At 41.7% G+C, this 13,714-nt stretch carries 9 protein-coding genes; all 9 read left to right on the top strand.

Going from position 1 to position 13,714, the window contains the following annotated elements; all coding sequences use genetic code 11:
* Positions 1–108 precede the first annotated feature (108 nt).
* The 9 genes from NST94_RS21290 (at position 109) to NST94_RS21250 (ending at position 13,687) form a co-directional block, all read left to right on the top strand.
* Positions 109–1,029 (top strand): sugar ABC transporter permease, encoded by a 921-nt coding sequence (locus NST94_RS21290; protein ID WP_076129625.1) that lies wholly within the window; start codon positions 109–111, stop codon positions 1,027–1,029.
* A 1-nt stretch (position 1,030) separates the two neighbouring features.
* Entirely contained in the window at positions 1,031–1,903 is an 873-nt protein-coding gene (locus NST94_RS21285) for a carbohydrate ABC transporter permease (protein ID WP_036682930.1), read from the top strand.
* A gap of 132 nt (positions 1,904–2,035) precedes the next feature.
* Positions 2,036–3,502 (top strand): extracellular solute-binding protein, encoded by a 1,467-nt coding sequence (locus NST94_RS21280; protein WP_076129626.1) that lies wholly within the window; start codon positions 2,036–2,038, stop codon positions 3,500–3,502.
* 408 nt (positions 3,503–3,910) lie between these two features.
* Entirely contained in the window at positions 3,911–6,532 is a 2,622-nt protein-coding gene (adhE, locus tag NST94_RS21275) for a bifunctional acetaldehyde-CoA/alcohol dehydrogenase (RefSeq protein ID WP_038572553.1), read from the top strand.
* 252 nt (positions 6,533–6,784) lie between these two features.
* The gene (gene pflB / locus NST94_RS21270; protein ID WP_076218917.1) at positions 6,785–9,046 is read left to right on the top strand and encodes a formate C-acetyltransferase; all 2,262 of its coding nucleotides are present in this window, start codon (positions 6,785–6,787) and stop codon (positions 9,044–9,046) included.
* Between the two features lie 217 nt (positions 9,047–9,263).
* Entirely contained in the window at positions 9,264–10,001 is a 738-nt protein-coding gene (gene pflA, locus NST94_RS21265) for a pyruvate formate-lyase-activating protein (protein ID WP_036682920.1), read from the top strand.
* 436 nt (positions 10,002–10,437) lie between these two features.
* The gene (locus NST94_RS21260) at positions 10,438–11,844 is read left to right on the top strand and encodes an extracellular solute-binding protein (RefSeq protein ID WP_076129628.1); all 1,407 of its coding nucleotides are present in this window, start codon (positions 10,438–10,440) and stop codon (positions 11,842–11,844) included.
* 128 nt (positions 11,845–11,972) lie between these two features.
* Complete coding sequence (locus NST94_RS21255; RefSeq protein ID WP_036682917.1) at positions 11,973–12,857, top strand: sugar ABC transporter permease; 885 nt, start codon at positions 11,973–11,975, stop codon at positions 12,855–12,857.
* Positions 12,857–13,687, top strand: a complete 831-nt coding sequence (locus tag NST94_RS21250) for a carbohydrate ABC transporter permease (RefSeq protein ID WP_036682912.1) — start codon at positions 12,857–12,859, stop codon at positions 13,685–13,687. Before NST94_RS21255 ends, NST94_RS21250 begins: the two co-directional genes overlap by 1 nt.
* The last annotated feature ends 27 nt before the right edge of the window (positions 13,688–13,714 follow it).

Here is a 13,714-nt window from a genome sequence, read left to right as displayed (position 1 = left end):
CTACTTCGGTAGATTTAGACATGTTCAGTACAACCCTCATTTTCTACAATTTAAGGTAGGAAGCATTTTGCGAAAAATGCTGAAAGAAAAATGGAATGAGGGAGCCTGATGAATCAAACCGCAGTTGTATCCGAAAATCCGCCGGCGCTGAAGGGTACACCTTACAAGCAAAACCGCTGGAAGAAAAACTTTTGGGGATATATGTTCCTCGTACCTGCTGTGATTATTTTTGTAATGTTCTTGTGGGTGCCAATTTTTAAAGGCTTGTTGTACAGCTTCTACCATGTTGATTTTGTAAAAGGGAATAGCTTTGTTGGTTTTGAGAACTATGCTAGAGCCCTTAGTGATCCGGATGTTTTGACCGCGTTAAAAAATACAGGGTATTACATGCTTCTATGTCTTATTATCGGGTTCTGGGTTCCGATTGCTTTTGCTATTATGATCTCGGAGCTGAGAAGGTTCGGGGGCTTTGTACGGGTAGCGGCTTACCTACCTTTTGTAATGCCTGGTGTGGTGCTATATGGACTCTGGAGATGGCTTTATGATCCTGTGGGCCCAATCAATGCAGTATTAAGCTCGCTTGGTGTGGACCAGGTTGCCTTCCTGACAGATACAAGGTGGTCGATGATTTCCCTTGTTTTTATGGAGACGTGGCAGCAGTTTGGATCAGGGATGTTAATATACTTGGCTGCTGTACTCAGCATTCCGCGGGATTGGTATGAAGCAGCTGAGATTGATGGGGCGGGTGTGTGGGCACGTATAAAGTACATCACATTGCCTTCGCTACGTAATTTGATCATTTTGATGTTTATATTACAGATTATCGGGACTTCACAAGGGTATCAGTCACAAATGGCGCTGCTTGATGGTGGACCGAATAATACTACGCTTACCTATGCGCTGCTGATCGTAAAATATGCTTTTACGCGACTCGATTATGGAACAGCGACTGCGCTTGGCATGCTAATGTTCATAGTCCTAGGTGGTTTGGGCATTTTACAGTTCAAGCTTAACAAGGAGGACAACTAAGATGAAGAGCGCAGATAGAGGGATTCTCTCAGAACATGATTTGAAAAAAACAAGCAATAAGATCGTTTATGGCTTGATGTGCGTGGTTATTTTGATTATGGTGTTTAGCATGCTGTATCCGATCTGTATGACGTTATTTAACGGACTGAAATCGAATCAAGAGGTGAACTCATTCCCACCGCATTTTTTCCCGCAGGAATGGCACTTCAGCAACCTTAAAGAAGCGATGAACTACATTGATCTGCTGATGTTCCTTAAGAACACTATTTATATTTTTGTGGGGAATATGGTCGTGACACTAGTCGTATTGGGAATGTCTGCTTTCAGCATTTCTCGTATGAATGTTCCTTACAGAAAGGCAATTTATTTCTTTTTCCTGATGACATTGTTTATTCCGGCGACCAGCTACATGATTCCCAACTTTGTCAATCTAAAAGAGCTCGGATTACTGAATCAGTACGCTGCCTTTTGGCTGCCGGCTGGTGCGAATACATTCTATTTTCTACTTCTAAAGAACTTTTTTGATGGGATACATCCTGAAATTTTTGAAGCCGCGCGGATCGACGGTTCCTCTGAGCCGAGAAGCTTTTTCTCCATTGCAGTGCCATTGTCGGTTCCGATATTTGCTACGCTGGCGATCTTTATCTTTTCTACTGCATGGAATGACTGGTTCTGGCCATCTCTGGTTATGCACAGTGAAGAGAAATATACGCTCGCGACAGCAATCTATAAATACGTTATTAATGTAAAGGCACTTAATACGAATATTAAATTCGCTATCCTATTTATCGTATCGTTGCCGCCGATCCTTGTCTTCCTGATCTTCCAAAAGTTCATTATGCGTGGCGTTGCATTATCAGCAGTTAAGGGATAAGCGCGGATCGACGAATTTAGTCACGGATCGTAAACATGCACATGAAAGGAATATAAATGCACCTCGTTTGTAAACGATTTCTCTTTTATGATCGATATGTAAGATAACTATGAATTGAAAAGGGGAGTTTCAATGCGTAAGTACTCTAGCGTGCTACTAAGCCTCCTTGTGGCCGGATCATTGTTAACCGCATGCGGCGGTAACAACAATAACGGAAACACAACAGGAAACAAGGAAGGGGAAGCGACTACTGCGCCAACGAATGCTGCAACAGATAATGCTGGCAGTGCTACAGCAGCGCCAACTGATGATATCACACAAAGAAAAGTGACCATCAAAATTCACTATCCAACCCCTGACCTAACCGAAGTTAGAGCACAGGAAGATGACAAGATCAAACGTTTCCAAGAGGAGTATCCGAATGTTGAAATCGTCAAAGACGATTGGCAGTACAATGTAAGTGAAATCGGCATCAAAATGGCAGCGAATGAAGCTCCAACCTTCTTTAACACTTACGCTACAGAAGCAAAATTCCTAGTTGAAAAAGGCTGGGTAGCTGACATTACGGATCTGTGGAATAAATACGAATTTAAGGATCAAATTAACCCGGTTCTCCAAAACCAATTTATCATTGACGGAAAAGTATTCGGCGTAACTCAAAAGGGTTATGTAACAACCACAATGATCAACAAAAAAATGCTGGATGAAAAAGGCGTTGCTGTTCCATCTATGGATTGGACTTGGGATGATATGCTGAATACCGCGAAAGGCGTAGCTGATACCAAAAAAGGGATTTCCGGTATTGCTCCAATGGGTAAAGGGAATGAAGCAGGCTGGAACTGGACCAACTTCCTGTTCGAAGCTGGCGGTGAAATTCAGAAGATTGAAGGCGGTAAGGTTGTAGCTACTTTTAATTCTGAGGCTGGGATTAAAGCGCTGGATTTCTACAAGAAACTTAGATGGGAAGCAAACGCGATTCCTCAGGACTGGGCACTGGGCTGGGGCGATGCTGTAGGCGCATTCCAACAAAGTCGTACAGCAATGGTAATGGCTGGTTCTGACGGTGTTATTGAGCAAGCGTTGAATCAAGGCGGTCTGAAACCAGAAGATGTACTTACGTATCCAATGCCTGCGATGGAAAAAGGCGGAAAACACACTGGGGTACTTGGTGGTGACTACCTTGTAATCAATCCAAATGCAACACCAGACGAGCAAGAAATGGCATTCCGTTATATTACATTTGATTACTTCTCCGATAAAGGTCTAGAAGCACTGGATGCAGTTCTGCAACAACGTACAACGGATGGCAAATACTTTATTCCGCCGCTCTTAGATTACTATTCTGCAGATTCTGACTTCGGCAAGAAAACAAAAGCTGTGTATGATAAATATACAAATGTATATCAATACAGCCCTGATATTTTAGGCTTGCTGGACGGTAAACCGGAAGCGCAATACAATACACAGGACTACTACGCAACCATGTCCAATGTAATACAAGAGCTGTTCTCCAAAAAAGGAACAGATTCCAAGACACAGCTTGAAGCTGCTGCCAAAACAGTGCAAGAGAAATTCTTCGATACAATTAAAGTAGAATAGGCAAGGAAGAACAGAACCGGCTCCTTTAGGAGTCGGTTTTTTTATGTTTATATTATTGATATTTTTATAAATCAACACGACAGATGGCTTCCGACTATTTTTTAGAGGGTCATGAGAAAAATAGAGTGTCAACAAAATTAGATTTGCATTTTTAAAATATTTTTGCGAGCGGAAAGGTAGAAAATGGGTAGCGGTTCTTGTCTTTTTAAACATAAAATTTAGATTTAAGGAATAACACAGCATAAATAATGGTAAAAAACCTATAATATGATCGAATGAAAGCGCTTTGAAAACAAATCAAAAAAACTTTATACTTTGTGAAAGATTTCACTATACAAGGTGGAAATGATGTGATAAGATAAATGTGTAGAGAAAAACAACCTAAAAATTGACAGGAGGACGAGGGAGATGGCAGTTAAGAACGAAGTCGCCGCCCAAGTTAAACAAACTACCGCTGAAGAGTATATTCAGACTTTGGTGGATAAAGCGAAAAAAGCACATGAGGCATTCATGGCGCTGGATCAAGAGCAAGTTGACACAATCGTTCATGCAATGGCGTTGGCTGGACTCGACAAACATATGTACCTCGCTAAATTGGCTGTAGAAGAAACTGGCCGCGGGGTTTACGAAGACAAAATTACTAAAAACATCTTCTCGACAGAATATATCTGGCACGGAATTAAATACGATAAAACAGTAGGCGTTATTGAAGACAATGCTTATGAGAGCTTCCAAAAAATTGCTGAGCCCGTCGGAATTGTAATGGGTATCACACCGGTAACCAACCCTACATCCACCACGATGTTTAAAGCGTTGATTTCGATTAAGACACGGAACCCTATTATATTCGGTTTCCACCCATCTGCGCAAGAGTGTAGTGCAGCAGCTGCTAGAATTCTTCATGATGCGGCTGTAAAAGCTGGCGCACCTGAGAATTGTATCCAATGGATTGAAATGCCAACGATGGACAAAACAAACGCTTTGATGAACAACCCTGACGTTGCACTTATTCTTGCAACAGGCGGTTCTGCAATGGTAAAAGCAGCTTATAGCTGTGGTAAACCAGCTCTTGGCGTAGGTCCTGGTAACGTACCTGCATTCATCGAAAAGAGCGCGGATATCGATCAAGCCGTAACGGACATCATTCTTTCCAAAACATTTGATAATGGTATGATCTGTGCTTCCGAGCAAGCTGTTATTATCGAAGAACCAATCTTCGATCAAGTGAAAAAGAAAATGATCGCTAATGGCTGCTACTTTGTTAACAAAGAAGAAGCTGCCAAACTGACTAGCGGCGCTATGAACGTTGATAAATGTGCAGTTAACCCAGCAATCGTTGGACAATCCGCAGTGAAAATTGCTGAAATGTGCGGCATTCAAGTTCCTGCCGGCACTAAGATTCTGGTAGCAGAACTTGAAGGTGTAGGCACTAAATATCCATTGTCCGCTGAAAAATTGAGTCCTGTGCTTGCTTGCTACAAAGTTAAAAACGCAGATCAAGGTATTGAACGCGCAGCACAAGTTGTTGAATTTGGTGGTATGGGCCATAGTTCGGCTATCCACTCCAACAACGAAGAAGTAATCATGAAGTTCTCCAACCGTCTGCAAACAGGACGTATTCTTGTTAACTCGCCTTCCACTCATGGTGCGATCGGCGATATCTATAACACTAACATCCCTTCGTTGACGCTGGGCTGCGGATCTTATGGTCGTAACTCCGTGTCGCAAAACGTTACAGCAATCAATTTGATCAACGTGAAAAGGGTGAATCGTCGTACCGTGAATATGCAATGGTTTAAAGTACCTGACAAGATCTATTTCGAAAAAGGCGCTACTCAGTACCTGACCAAAATGCCTGATATCACACGTGTCGCAATTATCACTGACCCAATGATGGTTAAGCTTGGATATGTTGAGAGAGTTGAACATTACCTGCGTCAACGCCAAACTCCTGTAGCGATCGAAGTGTTCTCGGAAGTTGAACCAGATCCATCGACAACTACAGTTGAAAAAGGTACAGCAATGATGAACAGATTCCAACCGGACTGCATCATCGCACTTGGCGGTGGTTCCCCAATGGATGCTGCAAAAGGAATGTGGTTATTCTATGAACATCCAGACGCTGACTTTAACGGTCTGAAACAAAAATTCATGGATATCCGTAAACGGGTTTACAAATTCCCTAAACTTGGAAACAAAGCTAAGTTTGTAGCGATTCCAACTACTTCGGGTACGGGTTCGGAAGTAACATCTTTCGCAGTTATTACCGATAAAACAACTGAACAACACACTAAATATCCTTTGGCTGACTACGAGCTAACTCCAGACGTAGCTATCATTGATCCAGAGTTCGTATATAGCTTGCCAAAAACTGCTGTAGCTGATACAGGTATGGACGTATTGACACATGCCATCGAAGCTTATGTATCTGTTATGGCGAGTGACTACACGGATGGTCTGGCAATTAAAGCAATCCAATTGGTATTCCAATACCTTGAAAAATCGGCTCTTGAAGGCGACAGAGTTGCCCGTGAAAAAATGCATAACGCATCAACACTTGCTGGTATGGCCTTTGCTAATGCTTTCCTGGGTATTAACCACAGCTTGGCGCATAAATGGGGCGGTCAATATCACACTGCTCACGGTCGTACTAATGCGATCCTTATGCCACACGTTATTCGTTACAATGCTAAGAAACCTACGAAGTTCGCTTCGTTCCCTAAATATTCACACTTCGTAGCTGACGAGCGTTATGCAGAAATCGCCCGTATTCTGGGATTGCCAGCTCGCACAACTGAAGAAGGTGTAACTAGCCTGATCAATGCTATTCGCGACATGAACAAAAAACTGGGTATCGAAGAATCCTTCCAACAATTGGGCTTTGATCCTAAGGATTTTGAATCCCGTGTAGATTACTTGGCTGACCGTGCATTTGAAGATCAATGTACAACTGCCAATCCTAAGCTGCCACTGGTATCTGAACTTGCAGATGTATACCGTAATGCTTTCTACGGAAGATTTGATAATTAATATTTGGTTAAGTAGATAATAGGATGGTTGTGGATTAGATATAAGTGACAAATATCACCCGAAAGGTGATATTTGTCACAGTCTATTTATAGAAAATAAACTAAAATGTTTATATAAACAACGGTCCCATACATGGAACAATGATTGTGAATTTTCGAACAACCATATCTTTCTTGGGATCACGAGACACGGGATCAACCTTCAAGCCCGCGATCTCTACAAATATTATAAATATAGATGGAGGGATTTAGCATGTCGGTGATTGAAAAAGATGTACAAGAAGTGAAATCCGGTTGGAGAAGTTTTACAAAAGGTAAATGGTCCAGAAAAGTTGACGTTAACAACTTTATCGCAAGTAACATTAAGCCTTATGAAGGAAACGAAGAATTCCTCGTAGGACCTACTAGTAACACAACTGAACTGTGGAAGATTATTTCCCAATTGAGCAAGGAAGAAAGAGAAAGAGGCGGCGTATGGGATGTTTCCCTAGATACTGTCTCCACAATCACTTCACATGCTCCAGGCTACATTGACAAGGACAAGGAACAAATTGTAGGCGTACAGACTGATGCTCCTTTCAAACGTTCCATCCAGCCATTCGGCGGGATCAAGATGATGGTTGATGCTACGAAGGCTTATGGCTTCGAGCTTCCACAAAACATCGTTGACATGTTTACGAACATTCGCAAAACGCATAACCAAGGCGTATTTGATGCATATACACCAGACATGAGAGCTGTGCGTAAATCCGGCGTAATTACAGGTCTTCCTGATGCTTACGGCCGCGGACGCATCATCGGCGACTACCGCCGCATTGCTCTGTACGGTATTGATTTCCTCATTAAAGACAAAAAACAACAACAAACTGAGCTTGAAGTTGATTCCATGACTGAAGATATCATTCGTTTGCGTGAAGAGCTGTCCGAGCAAATTCGTGCACTTGGCGAATTGAAAGAAATGGCAGCCGCTCATGGTATGGATATTTCCAGACCAGCGACCAACTTCAAAGAAGCTACTCAATGGGTATACTTCGGATATCTGGCAGCAGTTAAAGAACAAAATGGTGCGGCGATGTCCTTGGGCCGTGTGTCCTCTTTCCTGGACATCTATGCAGAACGCGATATTGCTGAAGGTACTTTGACTGAAGAACAAGTACAAGAAATCGTCGATCATTTCGTAATGAAACTGCGTATCGTGAAATTCTTGCGTACACCTGACTATAATGATCTGTTCTCCGGCGACCCAACATGGGTAACTGAATCCATCGGTGGTATGGCTGAAGACGGAACAACTCGTGTTACTAAGAACAGCTTCCGTTTCTTGAACACCCTGTACAACTTGGGTCCAGCTCCGGAACCAAACTTAACTGTACTGTGGTCCGAAAAATTGCCTGAAGCCTTCAAAAAATATTGTGCTAAGGTTTCCATCGAAACTAGTGCAATTCAGTATGAAAATGACGATGTAATGCGTCCATACTGGGGTGAAGATTATGCGATTGCTTGCTGCGTATCTCCAATGCGTATCGGTAAACAAATGCAGTTCTTCGGTGCTCGTGCCAACCTGGCAAAAGCATTACTGTATGCTATCAATGGTGGTGTAGATGAAAAATCCGGAGCACAAGTTGGACCGGAATTCCCAGCGATCACTTCTGAATATCTGGATTATGACGAAGTAATGAAACGTTTCAAACCGATGATGGAGTGGTTGGCTAAGACTTATGTTAACACTTTGAACATCATTCACTATATGCATGACAAATATTCTTACGAACGTATCGAAATGGCGCTGCATGACCGTGACATTCTGCGTACGATGGCTTGTGGTATTGCTGGGCTGTCCGTTGCAGCTGACTCACTAAGCGCAATTAAATACGCCAAAGTAAAACCTATTCGTAACGAACAAGGTATTGCGATCGACTTCGAAACCGAAGGCGAATTCCCTTGCTACGGTAACAATGACGATGCTGTAGACAGCATCGCAGTAGAATTGGTTGAAACCTTCATGACTATGATCCGTAAAAACAAAACATATCGTGATTCTGTACCGACTCAATCGGTACTGACCATTACTTCGAATGTAGTGTACGGTAAGAAGACAGGTACTACACCTGACGGACGTAAGAAAGGTGAACCTTTCGCACCAGGTGCTAACCCAATGCACGGACGTGACAAGAAAGGCGCCTTGGCTTCCCTGAACTCTGTAGCTAAACTGCCTTACTCCGATGCACAAGATGGTATCTCTAATACGTTCTCCATCGTACCTAAGGCACTTGGTAAAGACGAGGATTCCCGTAAGTCTAACCTGGTACACATGATGGATGGATACTTCCATAACAACGCTCAGCATTTGAATGTTAACGTATTTAACCGTGAACAGCTGATGGACGCTATGGAGCACCCAGAGAACTATCCACAATTGACTATCCGTGTATCCGGTTATGCAGTTAACTTCATCAAGCTGACTCGTGAACAACAAATGGATGTAATCAACCGTACATTCCACGGTTCGATGTAATTTGTTCCTGTCATGAAGATCTTTGAATTAGTACTACTATTGAAATAATTGCAAGGAAGATACCGCCCTTGTCTCAAGGGCGGTAATATCTTGTTTGAGAATTGTTAAAATTTTAAATTTTATTGCCGCGATATAGGGATATGACAGTCTCAAGGACAGGGATCTTCATCGTTGAAAAAGGGACTGTTAGTCTGTCGTGGCGAAAGGATGACATCCTATGATTAAAGGTCGCATACACTCTTTGGAAACCTTTGGAACCGTTGATGGACCTGGTATTCGATTTGTCTTATTTATGCAAGGCTGCTTGCTGAAATGTCAGTATTGCCATAACCCTGATACTTGGGCTTTAGATGAAGGTAAAGAAATGACTCTAGAAGAAGTACTTTCGGAGATCGAGCCATATATAAACTACTATCGTTCATCCGGTGGCGGGTTAACTGTATCCGGTGGAGAACCAACCTTGCAAGCGCAATTTGTAAAGCAGTTATTTACGGAAGTGAAGAAGCGTTGGAATTTGCACACCACATTAGACAGTAATGGTTACAACGAAGGTGACAAGATTAATGACTTATTGGATGTAACAGATTTGGTTATGCTTGATCTGAAGCATATTGATGAAGAAGCGCATATCAAATTAACCGGTAAATCCAATGATCGAACTTTGAAGCTTGCACGCTGGCTCTCAGACCATAATCGTAAGATGTGGATCCGACATGTATATGTTCCTGGTATTCATGATCGTGAAGAGGATCTCATTAACTTAGGTCGTTATATTGGAACCTTAAATGGCGTCGAGAAATTCGAAATCTTACCTTATCATCAGATGGGTATCTATAAATGGGAAATGCTCGGCAAAGCTTATGAACTGGATGGAGTACCTTCTCCAACAGAAGAAGAAGTGCAACGGGCATACCGCTTGGTCGAAGAAGGTCGTAAGCAAACGGCGTTGGTATAATAGATATTTATTTTTAAGAGAGACCGTACCCTCAGTGGTTGATCACTGAAGGTGCGGTTTTTTGTTATGAGGAAGTAAAAAGGGAGGGGTTAAAGCTCCTCTGAGGGGGAATTTTATATTATTCCTAATAAAGACATGCTATAGTTACACGTGGTTTATGGGGTAGATAATAAATAAATATGTCAGGTAATATGACTAATTTAATATTTTAATTAAATGTTTTTAAAGAAAAACAAACTTTTGTGATGAGAAAAACAAATGAATAAAGCGATTTAACATTTTAATGTTATAAAATATAACTTATCATGTAGTTGATTCCGCTTACATTAGAGATTTTTATCCCTATAGTGGATGAATCTTAACCTTACGATAATGAAATCTGTTTTCTATAATAAGAAGTGTAAAGCACATCAATATATAGGGAGGGTCACAAGAAATGAAAAAAAGTATGACTTTGCTATTGTCCCTGATTTTCGTATCATCAGCTTTACTGACTGGTTGCGGAGGCAACAACAATGCGTCTTCTAACAAAGGAGATGGAAACGCTACCGCGACTAACTCAGCCGCTACAAATGCTCCAGCAACAGAAGAACCGGTAAATAACGAGCCATTTGAAATGACGATTCGTCACACTCAAATCGGTGCAGACAAGCAGAAACGTCTGGCTATTCTCGAAGAAGTAGTTAACAAAGTACAAGAGGATGTACCGGGTCTGACCTTTAAACTCGATGGGGTAGATTCAGATGTAAACCGTAAAGAAAAATTGCGTGGTGAAATGGCTGCGGGTAATCCACCGGAAATCTTCGATCTGTTCGGTAGCCCTGACTCCAAGATCTATGCTAAAGAAGGTAAATTACTTGACCTGACTCCAATTCTTGAGGAACTTGGAATTAAGGATAAATTCTCAAATCTAGATCCTTTCACTTATGAAGGAAAAATCTATGGATTGCCTATCGGTGGTTCTGGTGAAGGTTTCTTCTATAACAAAGAATACTATACAAGCAAGGGCTGGAAGGCTCCAACAACATTTGCTGAATTGGAACAACAATTGGCTGATATCAAGGCTGATGGAAAAGTACCTTTGGCTGGTGCATCCAAAGCTGGTTGGGTACCACTTATGTTAGCTAACCACCTGTGGTCACGTTATGCAGGTCCGGATGTAACTGCTAAATTTGCAACAGGCGAAGCTAAATGGTCTGATCCAAATGTAGTAAAAGGATTTGCGAAATACAAAGAATGGGTTGATAAAGGCTACTTCAAAAAAGGCGAACTTGGCTTTGAATATGCTGAATACACAACACAATTCACTAGTGGTGAAGCGATCCTGCTGTATGATGGTACTTGGAAATCTTCCGTATTTAAAACGGGCCAATCTGGCGAAGGTTTGATCGGTAAAGTTGGATTCTTCAACATCCCAGCAGTTGAAGGCGGAGCGGGTGACCAAACTGCATTGATGCGCGATGTGAACAATGGTTATGGTTTCTCTGCATCTGCTGAGAAAGATCCACGTCAATTGGCTGCTGTGAAATCTTTTATTAAAAACTTATTTAATGAAGAAATGCAATTGCGCGGACTTGTTGAAGATGGTGTATTGCCAGCAATGAAGATTGACCAAAACGTATTGAATGAGAATATTACTGATGATCTGATGAGCGAAATCGTAGGTGTACTTAACAACTCACAATCTTCGTTCCCAGCATTTGACTCACTTGTTCAAGCTGATGTAACTACAGAAATCAGTAACATTCAAATTCAAAAACTGATTGGCGATCAGACGACTCCTGAGAAAATGGGCGAAGCTTTGCAAAAGGTACAAGAAGAAGCAAACGCAGCAGTTGAATAAATAGCTGCAAACTGAATGTACCCTGGTGCTAAATCCAGGGTACATTTTTAAAATCAAAGAAAATATGTGTTTGCACTTGATCTGAAGCATTCACTATTCGCCAGATGTCAAAGCAACCGGAGGTAGTCATGAATAAAGCATTAAGAAATCCAGTGGTATTTTTCCTTTTCGTTCTTCCAGCATTGATATTGTTCACGATGTTTTTCATTTACCCCATTTTTAGTTCTATTTATTACAGCTTTACTAGTTGGAACGGTGTATCGGAGACGGTTAAATCAGCCGGATTAAGTAATTATGAGAAAGCACTAGGAGATGAACGATTCTGGATATCCGTTAAAAACAACGGTTGGTTTATTCTTTTCTCCGTATGTATACAGGTACCGTTGATCGTATTCTTCTCGTTATTGATTTCTAATGTGAAGAAGTTAAAGGGCTTATATAAGACAGCAGTCTTTATGCCTTCCATTATGTCTACAGCGGTTATCGGTATTCTCTGGGGGTTTATCTATGAGCCCAACATTGGACTTTTTAATAAGCTCCTTAGTCTAGTAGGAATTAATCCTATTTACTGGCTGTCAGATGAAAGATTTGCAATGCTTTCTATTTTGTTGACGAATGCTTGGCAGTGGACTGGATTTTATATCGTTATGGTCCTAGCGGCGATTCTAGCTATTCCTGGTGAATTGGATGAAGCTGCAGCCATTGACGGCGCAACTGGATTTCAACGCGCTACTCGTATCACGCTTCCACTAATCGTACCAATCATCTCGGTTGTAATTATGCTATCGATTGCTGGAGCAATGAAGGCTGCGGATATCGTCATTGTTATGACTAAAGGTGGACCGGCAGGTTCAACCGATGTAATGGCAACATACATGATTAAATATGCGATCACGAACTTTAAGTATGGATACGGAAATGCCATCGCTGTCCTGATCTTTGCGTTTACACTGGTGGTTACAGTCCTTTATCAGCTGCTGATTGCACGTCGTACAGAAAGGATTGAATACTGATGCCACGCGCCCTGAAAAAGAGTCTGCCACATATTGCCCTTTTATTCTATTTGTTAGTGATCCTATTTCCTTTCCTATTCGTATTATTCTCATCTGTGAAAAAGGATAATAATGAGATTGCGCTTAATCCTTTTGGCATCCCAAAGGAATTCGTCTTCAATAACTACGTGGAGGCTTGGGTAAATGCCAAGATTAGTACTTACTTTTTCAACAGTTTGTACATTTCGATCCTTGCCTCTGTAGTGTCCATTCTGCTTGCGTCTATGTTTGCTTTTGCGGTTACGCGGATGCGTCAGGGGAAATGGAATACTATTTTGTTCTCACTGGTTTTAGTAGGAATGCTCATCCCGAATAATGCTTTAATGCTGCCGATTTATACGATTGTACGTAAGTTAGGAATACTGAACACCCACTGGGCGTTGATCATTCCTTATATCGCCAATGCGATTCCATTTACCATCATTATTTTAGCAGCATTTATGCGAAATTTACCTAGAGAAATAGAAGAAGCTGCGGTCATGGATGGCTTGAAGGCACCGGGTATCTTTGCTAGAATTATTGTACCTCTAACGGTTCCGGCTATGGTTACTGTATTCATTGTTAATTTCCTGGGAAATTGGAACGAGTTCTTGCTAGCTAACTACTTCCTGTCGAATGACGAGCTGCGAACGCTTCCAGTAGGTATGGTCCAATTCCGTGATCAATACCAGATGAACTATGCACAAATGTCAGCCGGTATCGTCTTCAGCGTACTGCCGGTAATTATCATTTATGCAATTCTTCAGGAGAAGATTATTGAAGGTGTAACAGCGGGCGGCGTAAAAGGATAACTTTATTCTCAGTCAGGAGCACTAGCC

The organism is Paenibacillus sp. FSL H8-0282 (assembly GCF_037963825.1).
GTDB classification, from domain to species: domain Bacteria; phylum Bacillota; class Bacilli; order Paenibacillales; family Paenibacillaceae; genus Paenibacillus_AQ; species Paenibacillus_AQ odorifer.
Note: the sequence above shows the minus strand (reverse complement) of the source record. Positions and strands in the feature narration are given on the sequence as shown.

What these genes read in the sequence shown, in the direction of transcription:
- NST94_RS21280 (WP_076129626.1), top strand. Translation starts at nt 2,036, where the DNA reads ATGCGTAAGTACTCTAGCGTGCTACTAAGCCTCCTTGTGGCCGGATCA.
- pflB (WP_076218917.1), top strand. Translation starts at nt 6,785, where the DNA reads ATGTCGGTGATTGAAAAAGATGTACAAGAAGTGAAATCCGGTTGGAGA.
- pflA (WP_036682920.1), top strand. Translation starts at nt 9,264, where the DNA reads ATGATTAAAGGTCGCATACACTCTTTGGAAACCTTTGGAACCGTTGAT.
- NST94_RS21290 (WP_076129625.1), top strand. Translation starts at nt 109, where the DNA reads ATGAATCAAACCGCAGTTGTATCCGAAAATCCGCCGGCGCTGAAGGGT.
- adhE (WP_038572553.1), top strand. Translation starts at nt 3,911, where the DNA reads ATGGCAGTTAAGAACGAAGTCGCCGCCCAAGTTAAACAAACTACCGCT.
- NST94_RS21250 (WP_036682912.1), top strand. Translation starts at nt 12,857, where the DNA reads ATGCCACGCGCCCTGAAAAAGAGTCTGCCACATATTGCCCTTTTATTC.
- NST94_RS21255 (WP_036682917.1), top strand. Translation starts at nt 11,973, where the DNA reads ATGAATAAAGCATTAAGAAATCCAGTGGTATTTTTCCTTTTCGTTCTT.
- NST94_RS21260 (WP_076129628.1), top strand. Translation starts at nt 10,438, where the DNA reads ATGAAAAAAAGTATGACTTTGCTATTGTCCCTGATTTTCGTATCATCA.
- NST94_RS21285 (WP_036682930.1), top strand. Translation starts at nt 1,031, where the DNA reads ATGAAGAGCGCAGATAGAGGGATTCTCTCAGAACATGATTTGAAAAAA.